Here is a 22,410-nt window from a genome sequence, read left to right on the forward strand (position 1 = left end):
CCGATCCGCCCTATTCGGCGGCCAAAGGCAGATGTACTGCTGCTGCGCTCACACGGCCCGCCATGTCCCCGCAAAGGTGCGTCCAGCGGCCGCCTGCCATGGTCGCTTCGATCTGGCGTGTCTCGGCGTTGACGATCGTCAGATCGGCACGCTTGCCAACGTCCAGAGCGCCCCGGTCTTTCAGCCCCATGATCGCTGCAGGTCGGGTCGAGATCATCTCCCACGCCTGAGCGAAGGGCAGGACACCATTGTCGGCCAGCTTGAAGGCGGCCTGGGCCAAGGCCGGGTAGTAGTAATCGGACACCAGCGCGTCGCAGGCCCCTTCGGCGATCAGGACCGAGGCTGCGATGTTGCCGGACTGGCTACCGCCGCGCACCACGTTGGGCGCACCCATCAGGATCGGGTCGCCCCAGGTGCGCGCCACCACGGCCGCTTTCATCGAGGTCGGGAATTCGCAGATCTTGGCCCCGATCATCGAGTAGCGTTCGCGGGTCGCCGCGTCGTGGTCGTCATGGCTACCATAGATGACGCCCATCCGGTCGAAAGCGGCGGCGAGGTTGCAGAGGTAACGCGGCACGTCCTTGTCCTGCGCGCGGGCCGCGTTGACACGCTCCATATGTGCGTCTGCTGAACGGCCCGATTTGCGTGCCCAAAAGACGATTTCCTCGGGGTTTGTCCGCGCCAGCTCTAACGCTTCGTCCAAGTGGTTGTTGAAAATCACGTAGTCGATGCCGTGATCCCGGATGGCCGCGATCAGGCGGTCCTGTTGATCGACCGTATGCGTTTCGCAGCGGATCTGGATGCGCAGGTCGGTCTGCATCCGGGGGCGGTAGGCGGCGTGGGCAGCAAGGAAATCTTCGGCATAGTCCGGGCCGCGATGCCCGCCTTCCCAGCTCCAGCTTTGGGCCATCCATGCGGTTGTCACGCCGTTGGCGGCGGCGTCCCGATCCGTACCCAGCAGGCCGGTTTCAAACGGAAACGGGGCCGACGGGCGTGGCGCCATGTGGTGTTCAAAGGCGTCGCCGTGCAGGTCGATGATACCGGGCAGGAGCAGATAGCCGGACAGGTCCAGTTGCGGTTGCACGGTTTCGACCAGCAGACCGTCTGCCACGCAGATCGGCGCATCCACAAGCGCACCGTCGCGCAGGGTGCGGGCACCGGTCATGCAGAAGGCGGGCAAAGGCGTAGGCATCTGTTGGCTCAATCAGGAAACAGCGAAAACCATGTCGTCCTGCAACCTTAGCCTGTGGATATGTCAGCGCCGTGACATCACAAATCTTTCATACGTCCTCGGCCAGCGTGAGGGTAACGCGGTCCCCGGCGAACCAGGTGCGGCCCAGTTCGATGGGCCGTCCGGTGGGGTCGATGTTCAGGCCGTCACTGCGCAGGATCGGCGCACCCTCGGCGATGCGCAGGTGCAGGGCCTGGGTGACAGTGGCGGATTTGGCCGTAAGGCGTGTCCAGGCGCGGGTGTAGTCGGTGACGCCGCCGGTCTGCAGCGCTGCCGTGACAGAACCGGATTGAGCAAGCGCGTCGGGCAGGTCCGGAAAGGGTGCGGCGGGGAAGACCGAGCGGAAGAGCGCAATGGGCTGATCATCGGCGAGGCTGAGACCTTCGTAAGCGTGGACTTGGTCGTCCGCTCCAAGGTCCAGCGCCTCCCGCTCCTTGCTGTTGGCGAGGCGGGTGGTGACGGACAGCACCTCTTTGGCCGGGATACGGCCCGCGGCGCGCAGGTTCTGGTGGAAGCGCACGCGCTTGCCGATGGGGTAGTCGGTGGGCGTTTGCGCGACGAACGCTCCTGCCCCGCGGCGGGTGTGGACGGTGCCTGCCTCGACCAATGATGACAGGGCATGCCGGACCGTGTGGCGGTTTACGCCGAAGCGGGAGGCCATCTGCGCCTCGGTCGGGAGTTTGTCGCCGGGGCGATAGGCGCCATCCGCGATCTCGGACGAAAGGGTAGCGGCGATGGATTTCCAGATGGGTGTGCGTGCCACCGGCGGCCCCCTGTTCGTGTCACGAAACTTTCACAACAAGCGGGTGGACCGATTGCGCCGACTCGCCTATGATTTGTCTAGTTGTATAGTAATCTCGACAACTTCGCAAGGTGTATAGATGGACGGATCAGGCGACCCGAATGCAGCCCGAAAGGCGTGGCTGTCGGTGCTGGCCAAGGCGCAGGCGGCAGATGTCGCCGCGCTGTGGGTCGAGGCAGGGTATGCGCCCGACCACGAGGTACTGCGCGCGCCGGAGATTGGTGCCGTTATGGTGCGCGGGCGTGCAGGGGCCGTGGGTGCGCCTTTTAACCTCGGCGAGATGACCGTGACACGGTGTTCGGTGCGTCTTGCGTCGGGCGAGGTGGGGCATGGCTATGTGCAGGGGCGCGGCAAGGATCATGCGGTGCAGGCAGCGCTGACCGATGCGCTGATGCAGACGGCGGACGCGCCCGCAGTCGAGGCCGCGATTGTTGCTCCCTTGCGAGACGCGGCAGGGGCCAAGCGCGCGACCCGTGCAGCCAAGGCGGCGGCGACCAAGGTCAATTTCTTTACCATGGTGCGGGGAGAGGATTGATGGATCACGCCAGCCTATCCGGCGGGTTTGCCGACCCACCCCAGCAAAGTGCCGTGGCCTTTCGCGGCATCATGCAGGCCATGGCCCGGCCCGGCACCATTTGCGACGTGTCGGGGGCCGTGGCGCCTGCGCCCCTTTCCGTGGCTGCTGGCACCGCTCTGCTGACACTGTGTGACCCGGACACGGGCGTTCATCTGGCCGGGGTGTGTGACACCAGAGAGGTGCGCGACTGGATCACATTCCAGACCGGGGCGCCATTTGTGGCGGCAGAGGTAGCTGATTTCGTCGTGGGGCGCTGGGATGATATCCCTCTTTCCGCATTGAAGATCGGGACGCCGGAATACCCGGATCGCTCTGCCACTGTCGTCGTCGAGATGCCGGATTTGCGCGCTGAGTGCGCGACGCTGACCGGGCCGGGGATCAAGGAGCGCGCGGCGCTCAACCTGCCGAACGTGGCCGCATTCCAGCGCAATGCAGCGCTGTTTCCGCTGGGCCTCGATTTCATATTCACGTACGGGGCGCAGATGGCCGCCCTGCCCCGCAGCACGAAGGTGGTCTGATGTATGTCGCGGTAAAAGGAGGCGAGAAGGCGATTGATGCCGCCCACGCCTGGCTCGCCGAGGAACGGCGCGGGCCGGAAGATGTGGCCGAGCTGTCGGTGGATCAGATCAAAGGGCAGTTGAAGCTGGCTGTGAACCGGGTGATGGCCGAAGGGTCGCTTTATGACCCGGACCTTGCGGCGCTGGCCATCAAGCAGGCGCGTGGCGATCTGATCGAGGCCATCTTTCTGATCCGGGCCTATCGTACGACACTGCCCCGCTTTGGTGGGTCAACGCCGGTCGACACCGAAACCATGGCCTGTGACCGGCGCGTGTCGGCCACGTTCAAAGATGCACCGGGGGGGCAGGTGCTGGGCCCGACCTTCGACTACACACACCGGCTGCTGGATTTCAAACTGGCCGCCGATGGTGAGGCGCCCAGCGCGCCCGAGCGGGCGGAAATGCCGGAGACCAAGCCGCACATCATGTCATTCCTCGACCGCGAGGATCTGATCCAGCCAGAGCCGGAGGGGCCGGAGACACCGCCGGACCTGACCCGAGAGCCGCTGGAACTGCCTGCAAACCGCCCCCTACGCCTGCAATCGCTGACGCGGGGGGACGAGGGGTTCATCCTTGGGATGGCCTATTCCACTCAACGCGGCTACGCCCGCAACCACGCCTTTGTGGCCGAGTTGCGTATTGGGACCTGCGCGGTCGAGATGGACATTCCCGAGCTGGGCTTTGCCATCGAGGTGGGTGAGGTCGAGTTGACCGAGTGCGAGACGGTGAACCAGTTTCAGGGGTCAAAGACCGAGCCGCCGCAGTTCACGCGGGGCTATGGCCTTGTCTTCGGCATGTGCGAGCGCAAGGCGATTTCCATGGCGCTGGTAGACCGTGCCTTGCGCTGGAAAGAGTTAGGCGAAGACAACGTAGGCGCGCCCGCGCAGGACGAGGAATTCGTGCTGTATCACGCGGACAACATCCAGGCGACGGGGTTCCTCGAACACATCAAGCTGCCGCATTACGTGGACTTTCAGTCCGAGTTGGAGCTGATCCGAAAGCTACGCCGCGAGGCGATCGGGAACGTGCGACAGGAGGCGGCGGAATGACCCTAATCCCCGCCATCGCCGTCGCAATCCCAAAAACCGCCGTCGCCGTCGCGCTTGTCTCGATCGAGAAACTGGTTGAGCCAATGCGAGGCCGGATAGCGCGATGCGGCCACCTCTCGCAGGATGGCCACGACGACGATCAGCCCGATCATGCAGTAGAAGAAGATTTCGTTCGGATCGCTCATGTGTGCACGCGATACGGGAAGAATGAGGCAAGACCATGACCGACTACAACTTTGCCTATCTGGACGAACAGACCAAGCGGATGATCCGGCGTGCGATCCTCAAAGGGTTGGCCATTCCGGGCTACCAGGTGCCTTTCGCGAGCCGCGAGATGCCGATGCCTTATGGCTGGGGCACGGGTGGGGTGCAGGTGTCGGCCGCCGTGATGACGGCAGACGATGTGTTCAAGGTCATTGATCAAGGCGCCGACGACACGACCAACGCAGTGTCCATCCGGCGATTTTTCGAACGCACTGCGGGGGTAGAGACGACAGAAGCTACTGGCGATGCCACAGTCATCCAGACCCGCCACCGCATTCCCGAGGAACCGCTGAACGACGATCAGATCCTCGTCTATCAGGTGCCGATCCCGGAGCCTTTGCGCTTTCTCGAACCCTCGGAGGTCGAGACCCGCAAGATGCACGCCTTGGAGGACTACGGGTTGATGCATGTGAAACTCTACGAGGACATCAGCGCGCACGGGGCGATCTCGACCGCCTATGCCTATCCGGTGGAGGTTGAGGGGCGCTATGTGATGGACCCATCGCCAATCCCGAAGTTCGACAATCCGAAGCTGACGATGTCCGCCATTCAGCTTTTCGGCGCGGGGCGTGAACAGCGGATTTATGCCCTGCCGCCCTATACGCGCGTCGTGAGCCTCGACTTTGAAGATTACCCGTTCGAAGCTTCGAAGGCCGAGCATGCCTGCGCGCTGTGCGGGGCAACCGACAGCTATCTCGACGAGTTGATTGTCGATGACGCAGGCACGCGCATGTTCATGTGTTCCGACACCGACTATTGCCAATCCCGCCGGGCAGCGGGGCATGTCGGTGCGCAAGGAACCCCAGTCAAGGAGGACGCAGCATGATCAACCAGCTGCGCATATACGAGGTGCCGCCGGGCAACCGGGGACCATTTTTGACCCGTTTCCGCGATCATGCCGCACGCCTGATGGGCACGCATGGATTTCGCATTCAGGCGATGTGGACGGATGAGCGCGACGGGCGTGTGCGATTTGTTTACCTGCTGACTTGGATCGATGAGGCCGAGATGGGGGACAAGTGGGCTGCCTTCATGGCCGATGAAGAATGGAAGCGGATCAAGGCCGAGACCTCGGCCCAGCATGGCGATTTCGTGCTGGGGATCGAGGAGATGGTGCTGATCCCAACGGAGTTCAGTGCCGCCATCGGAGGTGCCGCATGACCCCCCTTCTGCAGGTCGACGGGCTTTCAAAGTTTTACGGGCAGCGGATTGGCTGTGCGGATGTGAGCTTTGACCTCTACCCCGGTGAGGTGATGGGCATCGTCGGTGAGAGCGGATCGGGCAAGTCGACGCTTTTGAACTGCTTGGCAGGGCATCTGCCGCCCGATGCTGGTCGCGTGATGTTCGACACACGCGCGGAAGGCATGCGCGACACGGTCACCATGAGCGAACCGGAGCGGCGGATGCTGGGGCGGACCGATTGGGCCTTTGTCCACCAGCACGCCCGCGACGGGTTGCGCATGAATGTGAGCGCAGGCGGCAATGTGGGCGAGCGGCTGATGGCCGTGGGCGCGCGGCATTACGGCGACATTCGGAGCCAAGCCATCGACTGGCTGGGGCGGGTCGAGATTGCGGAGGATCGCATCGACGACCGTCCACGGCAGTTTTCGGGCGGAATGCAGCAGCGTTTGCAGATTGCGCGCAACCTGGTGACCGGGCCGCGGCTGGTGTTCATGGATGAGCCCACCGGCGGGCTGGACGTATCGGTGCAGGCGCGGCTTCTGGATCTGCTGCGCGGGTTGGTGCGCGAGATGGGGCTGAGTGCCATCATCGTCACCCACGATCTGGCGGTTGTGCGCCTGCTGGCCGATCGTTTGATGGTGATGAAGGATGGGCATGTGGTCGAGACCGGCCTGACCGATCAGGTGCTGGATGATCCGCAGCACGCTTATTCTCAATTGTTGGTGTCGAGTGTGTTGCAGGTGTGAGACCCGGGGCTCTGCCCCGGACCCCGTCGTATTTTTAGTCAAAAGAAGATCTGGGCATGATTGAAGTCAGTGGTGTTGCGAAGTCCTTTGTTTTGCACAATCAGGGCAGTGCCGTGATCCCGGTGATGCATGGCGCGGACTTGTCCGTCGCGCCGGGTGAGTGTGTGGCGCTTGTGGGCGCATCCGGGGCAGGCAAGTCGACGCTGATGCGCATGATCTACGGCAACTACACGGCGCAGGCTGGGCGGATTGCTGTGGGGGATGTTGATGTCGCCTCGGCCCCGCCGCGAGACATTTTGCGGCTGCGGCGCGAGACGCTGGGCTATGTCAGTCAGTTCCTGCGCGTGGTGCCACGGGTGCCGACGCTGCAGGTTGTCGCCGAGCCGCTACGTGCGGTTGGTGCGGATGCCGCGCGGGCCGAAGCGCGCGCGCGGGACTTGCTGGCGATGCTCAATATTCCCGAACGCTTGTGGTCGCTCAGCCCCACGACCTTTTCCGGCGGCGAGCAGCAGCGCGTGAACATCGCGCGCGGCTTTGCTCATGACTATCCTGCACTGCTGTTGGACGAGCCAACGGCCAGCCTGGATGCCACGAACCGGGCCGTTGTGCTGGACCTGATCGAAGCGGCCAAGGCGCGGGGGGCGGCCATTGTCGGTATTTTCCATGACGAGGCCGCGCGTGCGCAGGTCTGTGATCGTGAGGTGGACGTGAGCCGCTTCACGCCGGAGCGTGCGGCGTGAATGGTCGCCTGATTGCCGTCGTCGGCCCGTCCGGAGTGGGGAAGGACACGGTGATGGAGGCGATGGCCGAGGCTGAACCGCGTCTGGGCCTGGTGCGCCGTGTGATCACGCGCCCAACCGGCGCAGGGGGCGAGGTGTTTGAGGGTGTAACCGTGCCGACGTTTCAGGCCATGGCCCGTGACGGCGCATTTGCCCTTTCATGGAGCGCGCATGGTCTGCACTACGGCATTCCGGTGGAGGTTGATGCCGCCCTGGGCGCGGGGCGTGACATGCTGGCAAACCTGTCGCGGAGCGTGCTGATGCAGGCCAAGGCGCGGTTTCCTGGCCTGCGCGTGATTGCGCTGACCGCCGATCCTGACACGCTCGCCCAGCGCCTTGCAGGACGTGGGCGCGAGAGCGAGAAGGACATCCTGAAGCGCCTGTCGCGGGTGGGTACGGATCTGCCTGCGGGCTTTGATGTGATACGGATCGACAACTCCGGCGCGTTGGTGGACACGGTGCGCGCGGCTCGTGATGCGCTTTATCCGGTGAGTGCGTAGTGTTGGATTTGGTGGAACATACCCGCCTCGTCCTCGCCCAGCAGGGTCAGGCCCGTGATCGGGTAAGGGGCCAGGTCAAGCTGGGACAGCAAGGGCGCAAGGGCTTTTTCAGCCCGTTCCAGCGTTTGTTTGTCCAGTTTGCCGCTGAGCGTCAGGTGGAACCGGAACTGATCCAGCACATACGGGTAGCCCCAGCGCACAAGATGCGCGTCCTGTGCAGGCGTGAGGCGCGCAGCTCGGCGCTTGTTCAACTCGGCCTCGGTCAGAGGTGCGCGGAACCGGTCGAGTTCTTGCACCGTATGCGCGGCCAGGTCAGCCAGGGCGCGCGCGTCCCCTTGCGGCACGAGGGCAAGGAAGCGACCGAGCCGTGCAAGGTCCAGTCCGTCCAGCGTCACGGGCGCCGCATTGGCGCAAAGGGCCGCGAGCGCATCCTGCAAAGTCTGCGCACTTTGGCCCTGCGCCAGCCGAAAGGGCGGCTTGATCGTGCCATGGAACCCGTATTTGCGCGGCGTGTCCGTGATGCCGGAAATGTCCAAGTCTGTGACATCCGGATGCGACATTGCGCGCCCGGTCGCACTGTCCCAGCCCAGCCATGCGGCGCCGAACGTTGCGAGCGGCGTGCCCGCTTCGGGCGTGTAGTAGACAGCGTAGCGTTTGAACATATCCCGTCCCATTCCATTTCGAGATGACAGGCACATGACACAAGACACGATCCTCGCCAACGCCCGGCTTGTCCTTCCCGATGAGGTGATCACCGGCCACGTGGTTCTGCGTGACGGTGTGATTGCCGAGATCGGGACCGGGGCGGCCGTGCCTGCCGGTGCGCTCGATTGCGAAGGCGACTACCTCGCCCCTGGCCTGATCGAGTTGCACACCGACAATCTCGAACGCCATATCTCGCCCCGGCCCAGGGTGCCGTGGCCACATCGGCCTGCGATCCTTGCCCATGACCGCGAGTTGGCGGGCACCGGGATCACCACCGTTTTTGACGCGATGCGCGTGGGTTCAATCCCTTCAGGCAAAGCGCGCTACACCAAGTATGCCCGCGATCTGTCCGTGGAAATGCTGGCCTTGCGCACACAAGGCGTGCTGAAGATCAGCCACTTCCTGCACCTGCGGGCCGAAATCTGTTCCGAGACGCTGACCGAGGAACTGGCGGAGTTCACGCCAGATGACCGCGTAGGCATCGTCAGCCTGATGGACCACACCCCCGGCCAGCGCCAGTTCCGCGACATGGACAAGATGAAGGCCTATGTCATGGGCAAGAACAACCTGACGGAAAACGAGTTTGCGCGCCACGTAGCCAAGTTGCAAAGCTTGCAGGAGCGGCTGGGCGCGCGGCACGAGGCGGCGGCAGTAGCCGAAGCGAGACGTCTGGGCGCGGTACTGGCCAGCCACGATGACACCACCACCGAACAGGTCGGTGTCTCGGCGCGCCACGGCGTTGCGGTCGCGGAATTCCCGACAACAATCGAGGCAGCAGAGGCGTGCCAAAAAAGCGGTATCGCCATCATCATGGGCGCGCCCAACCTTGTACGCGGCGGATCACACTCGGGCAACGTTGCGGCACGCGATCTGGCAGAACGCGATTTGCTGGACATTCTGTCTTCCGACTATGTCCCCGCAGCGCTTTTGCTGTCCGCCGTTCAATTGGGCGACATGTGGGGCGACATGGCGCGCGGCATAGCGACGGTCACAAACACACCTGCACGTTCGGTCGGATTGACGGACCGGGGAACCATCGCCGTAGGACAGCGCGCCGACCTTGTCCGCTTTGCGCAGACCGACGGGATCGCAATTGCCCGCGAGGTTTTTTGCCAGGGAAGGCAAGTGGGCTGAAGCGCACGCGCCAGTGCCGGACCAGGAGCCGCAAAAAAAGCAAAACGGCGGCTCCAGTGTGAGACCGAAGCCGCCGCCTGCAATGCCGGCACCCGTTTGCGGAAAGGGCGCGGCATTTACCCTGAAAACCTGGGGGGCGATCAGGGGATGAGAACCCGGTCGATCACGTGGATCACACCGTTGGAGGCCAGGATGTCGGCCTGGATCACGTTGGACTTTTCGACCTTCACACCGTTGCGCCCGTCAATGTGGACATTGGCACCGTTCACAGTTGCAACACTCAGGCGCTGACCAGCCAGATCGGAAGATAGCGTCTGTCCCGGCAGCACGTGATAGGTCAGGATACTGACAAGCTGGTCCTTGTTCTCGGGCTTGAGCAGGTTTTCGACCGTGCCTGCAGGCAGCGCGGCAAAGGCTTCATCCGTGGGGGCGAAAACGGTGAAAGGTCCGGGGCTTTTCAGCGTGTCAACGAGGTCGGCTGCCTGCACGGCGGCGACCAGGGTGTTGAAGGATCCAGCAGCGATCGCGGTATCGACGATGTCCGGCTGCGTGTTCATCTCGGCGCATGCGCCAAGGGTGGCAAGGGCCGCGCCAATGGCGGTCATTTTCATAAAGGAACGGCGTTTCATGGTTGATCTCCTGGTGGTGGCGCGGGGGCCTATCGCTTGATGTGGGAATATTTCCCACGCATGGCGAAATGACGCAGCCCCACCAGATTTCAAGGATTTGCGTGGAAAAAATTTCCACGTGCAATATTGTCGACTTATGGCAAGAAGCGACCAAACCAGCGCGTCCGACGCATTTCTGCGTGTTCTCAGGGGTTTATTGCGCCCACTGGTGCGCACGATGATCGCACGCGGCCTCACCGCGCCGGTTGTCTACGGCTTGCTCAAACGGGTCTATGTGGAAGTGGCGGAGGAGTCCTTTCGCCTTGATGACAAACCGTTGACCGACAGCCGCATCGCGCTGCTGACCGGGGTGCACCGCAAGGACATACGTACGATCAAGGCCGAAGGGCCGGACGAGACAGGTCAGAACCGACGCAAAAGCGCACTGCTGGCGACGGTGATCGGCCAATGGATGTCGGCCCCGGACTTTCTCGACGGCGACACGCCCAAACTGTTGCCGCGACAGGCCGAAGATGCCGTCGACTTTGAAATGCTGGTCCGTTCCGTCAACCGCGACGTGCGGCCCCGAACGGTTCTGGACGAGTTGTTGCACGCGGGCTTTGTGACCGAAACAGCTGACGGACTGCTTGAGTTGCAGACAGATTCCATTGTCGGCACGCGGTCCGCACAGGACAAGGAGGCATTCTTTGCCGCCAATGTCGGCGATCATCTGGCCGCTGCGACCGAAAACCTGCTGGCCGACAACCCGCCCTTCTTTGAGCGCGCGGTGTTCTACAACCAGCTGCCGCCCGACGCCGTTGATGCCGTCGAAGCCGCCGCACGGGCCAAGGCGCAAGAGTTGCTCGAAGATCTCAACCGCCAGTCCAGCACGCTGCATCGGGACGCACAAGACGCAAAGGGCCCTCGACAACGCTATCGGCTGGGCATTTACTTCTACCGAGAAGACGCCGCAGCCGCGGACACAGACGAAAAGGCCCAAGACCCGTGACACAGCTGACCAGACGGCACACGCTTGGGCTTTTGGGCGCGACCGCGCTGACGGCCTGCGCCCCGGCCATTCCATCGGTGCAACTGGGCGATGATCCATTCGAGGGCGGGATTGGTGGCACGGGAATCGTTGGTCTGATGACCGGCAGCGGCAGCGTGTTGATCAATGGTCTGCGGGTCGAAGTCACATCCGGCACGCGCATTTTTGCCGCCAACAGGCGTGCCAGCGAAAGTCTCCTCGTGCCCGGGCGCACACTGACCATGCTGGCCCGTGCAAGGCTGGGTCGCCTTGAAGCCCTGCGCATCGACATCGACGACCCTTTGACGGGTGTTTTACTGCGCCAGGGCACGGGCTTTGCGATCAACAGCACGCCGGTGCGTGGCTTGAGTGGGCTTGCACCTCATGTCGGCAACCGTGTGACGGTCGGGGGCATCTGGCAGCAGGATGGCGCGGTGCAGGCGAGCCTGATCCAGGCAGCGGCTGAAGGTGACGATGTCGTTTCGGGTGTGCTCGCGGGTTCTGCCGCCGAAGGATGGCGCATCGGCCAGACACCGCTGGCTCCACCCCGCGGTCAAAGCCTGATCGCAGGTCAGTTTGTCGTGGCGAAAGGGCAATTCACCCACGGACGCCTGCAGACGTCATCGCTACGCTTTGGCCGGTTCCGGGAAGGTGGCCAGACACTGCGGCAATTGTCGGTCGAAGGCTATCTCGAACAGGTCACATCCGCCCCTGGTTTCCGTCTTGCCGGTCTTGGGCACAGCTTTGACCAGCGTCTGCAATTGGCTGGCTTCGCCAATGAGCGCGCCGTCTATTTCGGCCCCTACACGGGTCGTTTTGTCGCCCGCCGTGCCGTGTTACTGCCGGAAGCGCAAAGCGCACGTGCATCCTTGTTGCGCCCTGCAGAAGGCAAGACGCGGGCTGAGTATCTGTCGGGTGACAGCGCGCGCGTCGTCCCCACAAGGTAGGGCGGCGTCTGCCAGATCCTGCTGGCGCGAAAGTCTGATTTCGGCAAGACCTCGCAAACCTGACATACGCCGTATGGCCAGGTCGCGATACAACGCTGCCTCACAAGCGCTTTGCTGCTCAAATTGTTAACACATTACACTTTACCGTGTGGCGTGATGGCGCTGCCGCCATTTCCTGTCATGTGTAGCTGACATCGTCGTCGCACATCCCCGACCACAGGAACCGCATTCCATGACTGCCCTTTCCGCACCTCTCGCACCGCCACAGGCCATCGACCTTTTCGAACGCACCCGCGCCCGGACCGATGCGCTTGCGGCACCGCTCAGCCCCGAAGACACGATGCTGCAAAGCATGGAGGATGCCTCGCCCGTCAAATGGCACCTCGCGCACACCACATGGTTTTTCGAGGAATTCATCCTTAAGCCTCGCCTGCCGGGATACACCTCTCCGGATGACCGCTTCGCCTTTCTTTTCAACTCGTACTACACACAGGCAGGGCCGCGTCATGCGCGCGACAAACGGGGCTTGGTCTCGCGGCCCGGCGGGGAAGCGGTGCGGTCATACCGCGCCCATGTCGAGGACAGCCTGGCCAACCTGCTGAACGCAGGCCGCGACGACGGCGACGACATCGCGGGTCTGGTTGAATTGGGCTGCCATCACGAAATGCAGCACCAGGAACTGCTGGTTACGGACCTGCTGCACGGGCTCAGCTTCAATCCCCTGTTGCCGGTCTACAAGGATCCCGAGCCGCTTCCGGTTACCACCGAAATCCCCCTGACCTACAGCCGCCATGACGGAGGGCTGCTCGAGATCGGCCACAATGGCAGCGGCTTCGCATATGACTGCGAAGGCCCGCGACACAAGACCTATCTCGCCCCGTTCGAGATCGCCGACCGGCCCGTGACCAACCGCGACTGGATCGCCTTCATGCAGGACGGCGGCTATGAAGACACCCGCCTCTGGCTGATGGAGGGACACGCCGTTTCGGACCGCGAGGGGTGGTCGCATCCACTTTACTGGTGGCAACAGAACGGTGCGTGGTGGACATTCACGCTGCGCGGCGCGCAGCCCGTCGCGCTCGACGCGCCGGTGGTGCATGTCAGTTACTACGAGGCCGAAGCCTTTGCCCGCTGGGCAGGCGGCCGTTTACCGACCGAGGCCGAGCATGAGGTCGCTTTCCGCGACACTCCCATTGCGGGCAACCTGATGGGTGATGCCGATGCCACCGGGGCCCTGCGTCCTCTGCCTGGTGCGGGAGTCTGGGGCGACGTCTGGGAATGGACAGCGTCCGATTTTGGGCCCTACCCCGGTTTCCGCCCACCCGAAGGCGCGCTGGGGGAATACAATGGCAAGTTCATGGTCAACCAGCGTGTGCTGCGGGGCGGGTCTTGCGCGACCCCGCGTGAACAGATGCGCACCACTTACCGCACGTTTTTCTACCCCCATCAGCGCTGGCAAATGATGGGCCTACGGCTTGCACGGGATGTGGCGTGATGGACGGCTCTACACAGGTTCATGTGCGCAATCATGATTTGTTGGCGGACGCACTTGCCGGACTGACGGCCGACGAAAAAACGCTTGGCCCGAAATGGTTGTACGATCACCGCGGCAGCGCCTTGTTCGAAAAGATCACGCGCCTGCCCGAATACTACCCCACGCGAACCGAAGCAGGCATCCTGCACGACAATGCCGCGGCATTGGCCGGGCTGGTGCCATCAGCGGGGGCGCTCGTGGAATTGGGATCAGGTGCGTCAGTCAAGACACGCACACTTCTGGATGCGGGCGGACATATCGGCGCTTACGTCCCCATCGATATCTCGCGTGATTTCCTGTTGGAAACGGCCGCCGCATTGAAGAATGCGTACCCTGCACTCGACGTTGTCCCGGTTGTCGCGGATTTCACCGCCCCCGTCACCCTGCCCGACGCGCTGGCGGCGCTGCCAAAGGCAGCTTTCTTTCCCGGTTCGACCATCGGCAACCTGACCCCTGCGCGGGCGCAAGCACTTTTGTCCGGTGTCCGGGCATGGCCCGGGATCGAAGCCTTCATCCTCGGGGCCGACATGGTCAAGGACATCAGCCAACTGATCGCCGCCTATGACGATGCACAGGGTGTGACTGCGGAGTTCATCAGCAACATCCTTGTTCGGCTGAACCGGGAAACTGGTGCAGATTTCGATCTCAACGCCTTTGACTACAAAGCCACGTGGAACGCGGACCTGGCCCGTATCGACATGCACCTGGTGTCGAACCGTAGCCAGCAAGTGACAGTGGGGGAACGGACCATACCATTTTACGCAGGCGAGCCAATCCATGTCAGCGCAGCACGCAAATACACGACCAACAGCCTGACCGCCCTTGCCAACAGCACTGGCTGGGACCTGCATGATTGCCATACCGACGCAAACGGGCGCTTTTCGGTCGCGGTGCTCAGGCCCGGGGGCTAGTTCAGAACGGATTGCGCGCGCAGCCGTTTCTTCGCAAGATCGATGAATGAGCGCACCTTGGCGGGTGCGCGCCGTCCCTCCAGATGAACCAGATGAATGGGAAGCGGTGCGGGTTCGTGGTCCTCGAGAACGGTCTGCAAGGTTCCTGCCTCCAAGTCGGGTCCGACCTGATAGGACAGGACCTGTACAAGCCCCCACCCTTGCCGGGCCACGGAAATCCCGGCAGCCACGCTGCTCAACCGAAGACGCGGCTTGACCCGCAACGCTGTCTGGCTGTCGCCAAATCGCCAGTCGGAAACAGGGCTGACCGGACCGGCCATGACAAGCTGATGAGCCTCAAGATCCCCGGGATTTTGCGGACGACCATGTCGCGCCAGATAGTCAGGCGATGCACAGACGACACGACGCACGTGACCGACCCGTACCGCCGTCAGGCCGGATGAGGGCAGTGGCCCGAGCCGTACGGCAACATCGAAACCTTCTTCGACAATGTTTATGATGCGGTCGACCATGACCACGTCACAGGTCACATCCGGATAGGTGTCCAGAAACTCTGTCAGAATCGGAGTGACGTACATACGTCCAAATTCGTTGGAGCAGGTGATCCGCAATTGCCCCACGGGGTTCGCTGCGGCCCCACGCACTGCGTCATCTGCGGCCTGTAGCTGTGCCAGAACATGTCTGGCGTCCTCCAGATAACTCTGGCCCATGTCCGTCAAGCGAACCTGCCGCGTCGTACGTGTGAAAAGGCGTGCGCCCAGACGTGCCTCAAGCGCATTGATCCCGCGCGTTGCCGATGGCGCGCTCAGTCCCAGCGCCCTTGCACCACCTGCAAAGCTTTCGGCTTCGGCAACGGCGACAAAAACCTCGAGACTTTGCAATCGGTCCATCGTAGCTATTACCTTTAATCTGCAAAATAATGTATTTCAATTTGGGTATATTCATTTGCATAACAGCACAATTTAAATCTTGCGGCACAGGCGCTCGTGTCGGCGTCCTAAGAATTTGCGCCCCCCTTGGGCACTCTCTGACGATCTAAAGGAATTGCTCCATGCCAGCCCCTATCAAGCTCTACAGAACACCGAAATCCGGTCACTGCCACCGGGTCGAATTGATGATGGCCTTGCTCGACCTTCCATATGAAACGGTCGATCTGGACATGATGAATGGCGCGCACAAGGCACCCGATTACCTGACACTCAGCCCTCTGGGCCAGGTTCCAGCCATCGACGACAATGGCGCCACCCTGTCGGACTCGAACGCGATCCTGACCTATCTTGTTCACCAATACGGCGAAGCCGCCAGATGGACCGGCGAGACCGCTCTGGAACGGGCGACAGTTCAACGCTGGTTGTCCATCGCCGCTGGTGAGATTGCGTCCGGGCCCGCCACGGCGCGCCTTGTGACAGTGTTTGGCGCTCCGTTGGACCACGAGGCTGCCAAAACAAAAGCGCATGCACTGCTCAAGGTGATGAATGCCACACTGGCGCAGCAGAAATACCTTGCCGGCGACAGTCTGACCATCGCGGATGTCGCGGCCTATAGCTACATCGCCCACGCCCCCGAAGGCGGTGTCCGACTTGAGCCCTATGCCGCCGTTCTTGCATGGCTGGCCCGGATTGAAGCGGAGCCGAAATTCATCGGCATGGCGCAGTCGCCCGTCCCGGCTACAGCGTAATCCTCCAGGTGCCGCACGCTGAAACAGCAGGCGGCACCGCCTCGCACCGGTTCCAAGGACAGACATATGATCGACGCGGCCAATCCATTCCACGCCGGCGAGCTTGAGGCACAGGCGCGCATTGGCAAAACCGATGTGTCAGAATGGGCATCGGGTTTCATTCGCCCGTTCATGCCGGATCAACACCGGGACTTCTTTGCTCAACTTCCGTTCCTTGTCCTCGCCAGTGCGGATCGGGCGGGCCGTCACTGGGTGACGGTGCTCGACGGGCCGGAGGGGTTCATCGCGTCACCCGACCAAACCACTTTGAGAATCAGTGCCCAACCGGATCGGCAAGATCCCCTGGCACACGTATTTCAAGAAGGCTCTGACGTCGGCCTGTTGGGGATCGAACTGCACACCCGGCGCCGCAACAGGATGAACGGGCGCCTCTCGCCTGAGGGAAACGGTCTTGTCATCAATGTGAGCCAGAGTTTCGGCAACTGCCCACAATACATTCATGCGCGCAACTGGCAGCGCGTTCCAGCAGGACCAATCGCACCATCCCGACAGTCTGACAGTCTGTCGCAAGAGCAGATGGGCTGGATCGCGACCGCAGACACCTTGTTTATCGGCACCGGACACCACAGTTCCGACAATCGGCCCTCAAACGGGTTTGATGCCTCGCACCGCGGCGGTCCGGCGGGCTTCATTGAAGTCATCGACAACCGGCATCTGCGAATTCCGGACTATGCAGGCAACAATTTCTTTAACACGATCGGCAACCTGCTGGAAAACCCTGCTGTCGGACTTGTCTTTGTCGACTTCGATACCGGGGGGCTTCTGCACATTTCGGGCCGGGCCAGTATCGACTGGATTGCGCAGGACAGCCATGATGCACATGCACTGCGGATGATCGATGTATCGATCGACGTTGTGTTGGAACGTCCTGCGGCCCTGTCACTGCGCTGGTCGAAGCAGGAAAGTGAACCGCAAACCCTGGTCGTCACGCAGAAGGTCCGAGAGAGCGCCGACGTCACATCCTTCTACCTTGCACGCGAAGACACCTTGCCGACCGAGCCGTTTTCGGCAGGGCAGCACCTGCCCATCCTCATCGATGTTCCTGATCAACCGGAACCCGTCATGCGCACCTATTCACTGTCGAACGGGCCACGGAACGGACACTACCGGCTGACAATCAAGCGTGAACCATCGGGTTTGGTGTCGCCGTACCTGCATGATGTCGTCAAAACCGGCGACCGCATCCGTGCCCTTGCGCCGTCAGGGGACTTTGTTCTGCCGAAAGGATCGGAACCGATCGTACTGGTGAGCGCCGGGATCGGCGTGACGCCCATGCTGTCAATGTTGCACGCAATTGCCGCAAGTGATCCTGAACGGCAGGTTTGGTTCGTACATGGTGCACGCAATAGTGCATCGCATACTCTGAAAGACGAGGTGCAGCACCTTGTCTCGCGACATGAAAACATACGATCCTTGGTGTACTACAGCCAGCCACTCGCCAACGACGACCAGGGCACCGACTACGATGCCATCGGACGGGTGAGCGCGGAGAGGCTGATCGACATCGGTGCGGGGCCGGATACCCGCTACCTGCTGTGCGGGCCCGCTCGCTTTCTGGCGGATATCAAGGGCGGCCTCGAGCAGTCGGGCGTTGAAAGCCAGCGCATCTTTTTCGAGACATTCGGGCCCGCGAGCTAGGGCGCCTGAGCGTCGGCAGTCTGGCTCAGATAAGCGTGCAGTTCGGTCAACACCTCGGCCCCTTCGAGGGGCATCTCGGGGAACAGGAGGCGCAACTGACGGGCCGCCCGCATTTGTTGCATGGTGAGAGGTGGCATGTGTCGCGCGGCAGTCCCGCTCCACTCGGAGCCGAGCACGTGGTGCAGGATGTACGCCAGAGGCGTTTGTGCGCCGGCTTTCTTCATTCGTGCCGATGTGACTGGACCAAACAGCCTTTCATAGCTCTGGACCAGCGCAACGCTGGCTGGCGCCGGTGGCGCTGCCTTGGACAGCGGCATTGCAAAGAGCATGGGCGCAACAATTGCACTTTGAACAGCAGGGGCCACCGTCGGAAACGGACGGCTGATGCGCGCCCCGATCACGTGGGCCAACGATCCAGGTGTACCCCCGGCACCACTTTCGCCGACGTTGAGAACAAGGCTGGGCGTGCCTGTTCCGGCATCGGTGCGCACTTGCGCCACCGCTGCATGTTTCGAAGACGCAGCAATGTGCATATTGCCGAGAAGGGTTGCCTTCGCCCCGGCTCCGGTCGGAGCACTGTTGGCCAGCCGCGCGGCGTCGCCGTTGGGATACGCAACCTCCAGCGTGACGGATCGACACACCAGCAGCTTTTGCAAGGTGCCGACGCCGGTTGCCCCGAACTGCGCGGCCCCCACGGGCAACTGGAATTGGTATCCTGCGGATTTGCCTTGAGCTTGGTTCATCGCCGCTTCGACGATAGGGTACTCATAGTACCAGCCCGTTGCCCGTTCTTGCGCAAAGGGCGTGGCACCTACAGTGATCTCCACCGGGCCATGGTAGGTCACACGCACGTCAGCCCTGTCACCCGCCCCATCATGAGACAGGACGTCCCTTGCAACACCCTTGTGCGGCGTCACGGCAAGCACAGAACGTGGTACCCTTGCAGCCGTCTTGCCCGGAACGGACACGATTGCATCACCTGCCCCGCTGTCCTGCACCGAAAAAGACATTTCCATCGTATGGGACGAAGACAACGCCGTCTGAATGTCATTGACGGACGGTTTGACAGAAAAGCTATGGCGCACCACGTTGGCACCGCTCCGGTCGACGGTGTACATTCCACTTTGATTTGCCACGTCGGGAACACCCGTGTTCTCGGCCGCGTCACGGATCGATCGTGACCGGTTCCAAAGCAAATCAACCTGAGTGGCCCAGGCCCGTTCATACTGTAGGGCAGCCTGTAGGCCCGGCAGCATTGTCGATTTGGCGGCTCCCGGTGCATTCGCGAAAAGAGAGCCAAGATCCGCGGCCCGGATTTGCGACGCAGTGAGCGGTGGCATCCCGCTGGCCTGCCGGCCACTCCAGACATACCCAATCTGGTAGTCCACGATATAGACAAGCGTACTTGCCGCGCTCACTCCAAGGGCACTTGCAGCCGCCTGCCTGTCCGCCGGGCTTACCGGCGCAAACAGGGATTGGTAGTCCTGAATCAGTTGTGACTGCGCCGAACGCGCATTTGAAAGCTGCTTTGCCACGTCAGTCTTGTCGTCATCGGTCCACAGATAGGCCGTGGCGCTGATGATATTGTAGTACCAGGTCGTCAGTCCGCCGGTCAGGTGCAATGCACCGGTATCGGTCTTGGCAGCGACAGTGTTCAGGAAATTCCAGGTCTGGGCGTTGAAGGTGCCGAAATTATCCCATTGCCAGGGAAATTCTCCAACGCCCGACGTGTCCACTGGGACATACTCGGCCGGATCGAACTGCGCGTTCGGGATTGCAGACGCACGGCCGCGTGCCACCTGTCTGGCGGCCTGCCCGGACAAACGCAGGGACGACATGAGGTCCCGTCTGAAGGCGCCATAGGGGTCTTGCATGTGCCAACCTCGCGTCGCCGCTTCCCTCTTTCCCGGCTCACAATAGCAAAACCCATCCGGCAATCATTTATGATCGCCGGATGGGCCAAGCATTCGCTAGCTTACTTCGCTCCGGGCCATGCGCAGTCGGCACCGATCACATATGCTTGCGATGTCAGGATGTTGCCCGGGGTCACAGCCGGCGGAGGCGTCATGGTCACGGTCACCGTGCCAGATGTGCTGTCATACTTGTAGACCGAGCTTTCATAGCTCTGAGACCCACCGCCCAGTGGAATGCCAAGGAAGCTGACACTCCAGTGCGATTGCTCCGAGAAATGCGACTGGAACGAACTTTCGGTGGCATTGTGGAACACCATCGTAATGGTCGGAAGATCGCAGATCACCAGCTCCTGCAGGACCCCGAAGTTGCCGTTTTCGGCGAAGTCATAGTTTTGCGGTGTGGTGAAGGCGACCCCGCTGACATTGGGGTCGTGATTGGCCGCCGCCTTGATCAGTTCAGGATTCCACCAGCCGGTTCCGGTCCCGATATTGTAGGCGCTGCCGGTCAACTGCGGGGTGAACTTGGTAACACCCTTGTAGCTCAGCTTCAGGTCCACTTGCGTGACGTTGCTGTCGAACGAAAACGCGTTGTAGCTGGCACTTGCATCGGCGCTGATCTCGAACCAGTCGATCCAGCCGGACGCACCTGCGCCGCCATTGACCGATACGCTGGACGTGGACTGGTCCACCTGTGTCACCGACATATCGACCTCGAACCCCTGGCTGCCGTCCAGACCGTTTTTGATGATGTCCGTCGGCTCCGCGATCGTCAGATAGGGCAGGATCGATGTCGCGCCGGTCACATCCGCGGCCGACATCCAGCCAGGTTCCACCGTCGTCGGTGCGGGGCTGAGGTTCAGCGCGCACTGCCGGATCTGGCTGTTGTAGCTGTTGACGGCATTCTGCACCGTTGCAGCGGCAGCCGTTTGCGACAGGTACGTCATGAAGTCGCTGATCAGCTTGGCCGATCCCAGCGGCGCGTTCGGCAACAGCGACGTGGGGTTGGTCGATGTCCGAAACTTGGCGAGGGTCAGGTCCTTGTCCCCCCAGGACAAGATTTGTTCGGTAATGTAGATCAGTTTGGCGGTGGCCGTAGCGCTGTTGGCGGGCGGGATCGCCCCGAACATCGAGGTGTAGTCGCTCACCACCGTGTTCAGAATGGCCGCCGCGTTCATGTTGGCTGTGTTCAGCGCTGTCTGGTCTGCCGATGTCAGTTCATAGGCCATAGCCATGTACAGGTTGAACAGGGCCGTGTTCAGGGCCGCGCCATCGGTGATCTGCAGATAGCCGTCAGCATCATATTGCATGATGTTGTTGAACTGGTTCCAGGTGTCCGTGTTGAAGATCGCGGCGTTGTTCCAGTACCAGAGCCAGTCGCCCATGCCGGCACTGTCGACCGGGGTCCAATCCGTGATGTTCAACGCCTTCTGAACGGGTCCGGCAGCTTTTGCGGCCAGCCCTTCATAGTAGGCCTTCTTGATGGGTGCGATATCTTGGGTCATGACTTGGTCCTCTTGATCCTGTCAGATTGCGATGCTCGTTTGAGCGGGTTCCCCCAGGAATGTTCCATGGGTGGCACAGGTGCCGAGGACAGGCTGGCAGCCAGCGGGCAATGAAGTCCTGAAACCCTTCTGAAAAGGAGACGAGATTTGATCGGCTTCGGATTTCGGAAAAATTTCGGAAAGGTTTCAGTCTTTTCCAGATGAGCTTGGACAATCTGGTGCTGTCTCCCCGACGATGCGGGCCTGCATCACGACCAACCCCAGGAAGCGCAGAAAGACGCCGACATGATCACTGCGCAGACCGAAACGATCACGGACATCAGCGTATTTCCCTACTATCGCGGTGTCCCGCTCGAAGTGGACGCCGTGGCGCAGGCCCGCAAGGGGAAGTATGTCGCAGGCTTCTTTGCCGGTCAGTCCTACTACACGCTCGATCTGACTGATCCGGTTGCTGCCGACGATCTGCATGTGGGTGCGACCTATACCTGCACCGCTGTCGGCCAGGATGCGCGCCCAATCAAGACGCACTGGCTGTTTTGCACCGCCATCGATCCGACCCCGACATTCGGGATCAGCCGACACTGGAGCGATCCGGGCAACTTCGTCGCGATCCTCCCGCAGGTGGACTCGGTGCTGGTTCATCTGGAGCAGCTTTCCGACATTACAGTGGTATTTCCACGCCGGGCCGGCGAAAGCAGTCTGTCCCAAGCCCAGATCGGGCGCTCCGGCTGGTTGGTAATGACCCGGATGGGCTGCCCGCAAATGATCGGCATTCTTGTCGATGACCCGGTTTTGCCCTCCGGCATTGCACAGGGATCAAGGAACATCGTTCTCTCCGCGCGCGCGATACGCACGACCCAATCCATTTCCCTCGACACGATGACGTGTGTCAGCACCAGCGACACAGCGCTTTTCCTACGGTTGGGGAATTGATGTTTATGCTATCGCACACCCCAATTGATCACTACTATGAGTTATGTAATCAGTCGCATCCGTTACTCGTGGACCAGAAGCTTTTCGATATTCGGGGGCTGAAAGACACGCCATGTTCAGACGCCGCAAAGGC

The 22,410-nt window shown here is 61.8% G+C and carries 24 protein-coding genes; 16 read left to right on the top strand and 8 right to left on the bottom strand.

Features of this window, described 5'->3' with window-relative positions; all coding sequences use genetic code 11:
• Positions 1 to 10: 10 nt before the first annotated feature.
• Together KUV51_RS16955 and phnF are read right to left on the bottom strand one after the other, a co-directional pair.
• Positions 11 to 1,192 (bottom strand): alpha-D-ribose 1-methylphosphonate 5-triphosphate diphosphatase, encoded by a 1,182-nt coding sequence (locus KUV51_RS16955; RefSeq protein ID WP_222522627.1) that lies wholly within the window; start codon positions 1,190 to 1,192, stop codon positions 11 to 13.
• 88 nt (positions 1,193 to 1,280) lie between these two features.
• Positions 1,281 to 1,994, bottom strand: coding sequence for a phosphonate metabolism transcriptional regulator PhnF (gene phnF / locus KUV51_RS16960; RefSeq protein WP_222522628.1), 714 nt, complete (start codon positions 1,992 to 1,994; stop codon positions 1,281 to 1,283).
• A 118-nt stretch (positions 1,995 to 2,112) separates the two neighbouring features.
• Between phnF and phnG the strand changes: the two genes are divergently transcribed.
• The 3 genes from phnG to KUV51_RS16975 are packed head-to-tail and all read left to right on the top strand — an operon-like array spanning position 2,113 to position 4,216.
• Positions 2,113 to 2,568, top strand: a complete 456-nt coding sequence (phnG, locus tag KUV51_RS16965; protein WP_222522629.1) for a phosphonate C-P lyase system protein PhnG — start codon at positions 2,113 to 2,115, stop codon at positions 2,566 to 2,568.
• Positions 2,568 to 3,128, top strand: a complete 561-nt coding sequence (gene phnH, locus KUV51_RS16970; protein ID WP_222522630.1) for a phosphonate C-P lyase system protein PhnH — start codon at positions 2,568 to 2,570, stop codon at positions 3,126 to 3,128. Before phnG ends, phnH begins: the two co-directional genes overlap by 1 nt.
• Complete coding sequence (locus KUV51_RS16975) at positions 3,128 to 4,216, top strand: carbon-phosphorus lyase complex subunit PhnI (RefSeq protein ID WP_222522631.1); 1,089 nt, start codon at positions 3,128 to 3,130, stop codon at positions 4,214 to 4,216. The genes phnH and KUV51_RS16975 overlap by 1 nt, the downstream gene beginning before the upstream one ends.
• Positions 4,217 to 4,218: 2 nt before the next feature.
• On the opposite strand, the gene KUV51_RS16980 is transcribed toward KUV51_RS16975, so the two are convergent.
• On the bottom strand, positions 4,219 to 4,401 hold the full coding sequence (locus KUV51_RS16980) for a hypothetical protein (protein ID WP_222522632.1): 183 nt from the start codon (positions 4,399 to 4,401) through the stop codon (positions 4,219 to 4,221).
• Between the two features lie 35 nt (positions 4,402 to 4,436).
• On the opposite strand from KUV51_RS16980, the gene KUV51_RS16985 reads away from it, so the two are divergent.
• The 5 genes from KUV51_RS16985 to phnN are packed head-to-tail and all read left to right on the top strand — an operon-like array spanning position 4,437 to position 7,687.
• On the top strand, positions 4,437 to 5,306 hold the full coding sequence (locus tag KUV51_RS16985; RefSeq protein ID WP_222522633.1) for an alpha-D-ribose 1-methylphosphonate 5-phosphate C-P-lyase PhnJ: 870 nt from the start codon (positions 4,437 to 4,439) through the stop codon (positions 5,304 to 5,306).
• The gene (locus tag KUV51_RS16990) at positions 5,303 to 5,641 is read left to right on the top strand and encodes an NIPSNAP family protein (protein ID WP_222522634.1); all 339 of its coding nucleotides are present in this window, start codon (positions 5,303 to 5,305) and stop codon (positions 5,639 to 5,641) included. Before KUV51_RS16985 ends, KUV51_RS16990 begins: the two co-directional genes overlap by 4 nt.
• Complete coding sequence (phnK, locus tag KUV51_RS16995; RefSeq protein WP_222522635.1) at positions 5,638 to 6,408, top strand: phosphonate C-P lyase system protein PhnK; 771 nt, start codon at positions 5,638 to 5,640, stop codon at positions 6,406 to 6,408. The genes KUV51_RS16990 and phnK overlap by 4 nt, the downstream gene beginning before the upstream one ends.
• A 56-nt stretch (positions 6,409 to 6,464) precedes the next feature.
• Complete coding sequence (phnL, locus tag KUV51_RS17000) at positions 6,465 to 7,148, top strand: phosphonate C-P lyase system protein PhnL (protein ID WP_222522636.1); 684 nt, start codon at positions 6,465 to 6,467, stop codon at positions 7,146 to 7,148.
• Complete coding sequence (phnN, locus tag KUV51_RS17005; RefSeq protein ID WP_222522637.1) at positions 7,145 to 7,687, top strand: phosphonate metabolism protein/1,5-bisphosphokinase (PRPP-forming) PhnN; 543 nt, start codon at positions 7,145 to 7,147, stop codon at positions 7,685 to 7,687. Before phnL ends, phnN begins: the two co-directional genes overlap by 4 nt.
• On the opposite strand, the gene KUV51_RS17010 is transcribed toward phnN, so the two are convergent.
• Positions 7,669 to 8,349 (bottom strand): DUF1045 domain-containing protein, encoded by a 681-nt coding sequence (locus KUV51_RS17010; protein WP_261385884.1) that lies wholly within the window; start codon positions 8,347 to 8,349, stop codon positions 7,669 to 7,671. The genes phnN and KUV51_RS17010 overlap by 19 nt on opposite strands.
• Positions 8,350 to 8,383: 34 nt before the next feature.
• On the opposite strand from KUV51_RS17010, the gene KUV51_RS17015 reads away from it, so the two are divergent.
• Positions 8,384 to 9,526, top strand: coding sequence for an alpha-D-ribose 1-methylphosphonate 5-triphosphate diphosphatase (locus KUV51_RS17015; protein WP_222522639.1), 1,143 nt, complete (start codon positions 8,384 to 8,386; stop codon positions 9,524 to 9,526).
• Positions 9,527 to 9,666: 140 nt separating this feature from the next.
• On the opposite strand, the gene KUV51_RS17020 is transcribed toward KUV51_RS17015, so the two are convergent.
• Positions 9,667 to 10,155: a fasciclin domain-containing protein gene (locus KUV51_RS17020; protein WP_222522640.1), complete on the bottom strand. Its 489-nt coding sequence runs from the start codon at positions 10,153 to 10,155 to the stop codon at positions 9,667 to 9,669.
• Between the two features lie 136 nt (positions 10,156 to 10,291).
• Here KUV51_RS17020 and KUV51_RS17025 point away from each other — a divergent pair, with 136 nt between their 5' ends.
• The 4 genes from KUV51_RS17025 to egtD all read left to right on the top strand — a co-directional run bounded on the left by KUV51_RS17025 (position 10,292) and on the right by egtD (position 14,553).
• Positions 10,292 to 11,143 (top strand): DUF6502 family protein, encoded by an 852-nt coding sequence (locus tag KUV51_RS17025; RefSeq protein ID WP_222522641.1) that lies wholly within the window; start codon positions 10,292 to 10,294, stop codon positions 11,141 to 11,143.
• Positions 11,140 to 12,108, top strand: a complete 969-nt coding sequence (locus KUV51_RS17030; protein WP_222522642.1) for a DUF5666 domain-containing protein — start codon at positions 11,140 to 11,142, stop codon at positions 12,106 to 12,108. The genes KUV51_RS17025 and KUV51_RS17030 overlap by 4 nt, the downstream gene beginning before the upstream one ends.
• A gap of 232 nt (positions 12,109 to 12,340) precedes the next feature.
• Positions 12,341 to 13,603: an ergothioneine biosynthesis protein EgtB gene (gene egtB / locus KUV51_RS17035; RefSeq protein ID WP_222522643.1), complete on the top strand. Its 1,263-nt coding sequence runs from the start codon at positions 12,341 to 12,343 to the stop codon at positions 13,601 to 13,603.
• Positions 13,603 to 14,553, top strand: a complete 951-nt coding sequence (gene egtD / locus KUV51_RS17040) for an L-histidine N(alpha)-methyltransferase (RefSeq protein ID WP_222522644.1) — start codon at positions 13,603 to 13,605, stop codon at positions 14,551 to 14,553. The genes egtB and egtD overlap by 1 nt, the downstream gene beginning before the upstream one ends.
• Here egtD and KUV51_RS17045 read toward each other — a convergent pair.
• Positions 14,550 to 15,443: a LysR family transcriptional regulator gene (locus tag KUV51_RS17045; protein WP_222522645.1), complete on the bottom strand. Its 894-nt coding sequence runs from the start codon at positions 15,441 to 15,443 to the stop codon at positions 14,550 to 14,552. The two genes, egtD and KUV51_RS17045, sit on opposite strands and share 4 nt — an antisense overlap.
• 161 nt (positions 15,444 to 15,604) lie before the next feature.
• Between KUV51_RS17045 and KUV51_RS17050 the strand changes: the two genes are divergently transcribed.
• Both KUV51_RS17050 and KUV51_RS17055 read left to right on the top strand, forming a co-directional pair.
• On the top strand, positions 15,605 to 16,231 hold the full coding sequence (locus KUV51_RS17050) for a glutathione S-transferase family protein (RefSeq protein ID WP_222522646.1): 627 nt from the start codon (positions 15,605 to 15,607) through the stop codon (positions 16,229 to 16,231).
• A 66-nt stretch (positions 16,232 to 16,297) separates the two neighbouring features.
• Positions 16,298 to 17,929 carry a pyridoxamine 5'-phosphate oxidase family protein gene (locus KUV51_RS17055; RefSeq protein WP_222522647.1) on the top strand — a complete coding sequence of 544 codons (1,632 nt, stop codon included), beginning with the start codon at positions 16,298 to 16,300 and terminating at the stop codon, positions 17,927 to 17,929.
• Here KUV51_RS17055 and KUV51_RS17060 read toward each other — a convergent pair.
• Both KUV51_RS17060 and KUV51_RS17065 read right to left on the bottom strand, forming a co-directional pair.
• Positions 17,926 to 19,803, bottom strand: coding sequence for a hypothetical protein (locus tag KUV51_RS17060; protein ID WP_222522648.1), 1,878 nt, complete (start codon positions 19,801 to 19,803; stop codon positions 17,926 to 17,928). The genes KUV51_RS17055 and KUV51_RS17060 overlap by 4 nt on opposite strands.
• 101 nt (positions 19,804 to 19,904) lie before the next feature.
• A complete protein-coding gene (locus KUV51_RS17065; RefSeq protein WP_222522649.1) occupies positions 19,905 to 21,344 on the bottom strand; it encodes a hypothetical protein in 1,440 nt (479 codons plus the stop codon).
• 285 nt (positions 21,345 to 21,629) lie between these two features.
• On the opposite strand from KUV51_RS17065, the gene KUV51_RS17070 reads away from it, so the two are divergent.
• Positions 21,630 to 22,277: a hypothetical protein gene (locus KUV51_RS17070; RefSeq protein ID WP_222522650.1), complete on the top strand. Its 648-nt coding sequence runs from the start codon at positions 21,630 to 21,632 to the stop codon at positions 22,275 to 22,277.
• Positions 22,278 to 22,410 lie beyond the last annotated feature (133 nt).

Origin of the sequence: Tateyamaria omphalii (genome assembly GCF_019802125.1) — a bacterium.
Classification (GTDB): Bacteria; Pseudomonadota; Alphaproteobacteria; order Rhodobacterales; family Rhodobacteraceae; genus Tateyamaria; species Tateyamaria omphalii_B.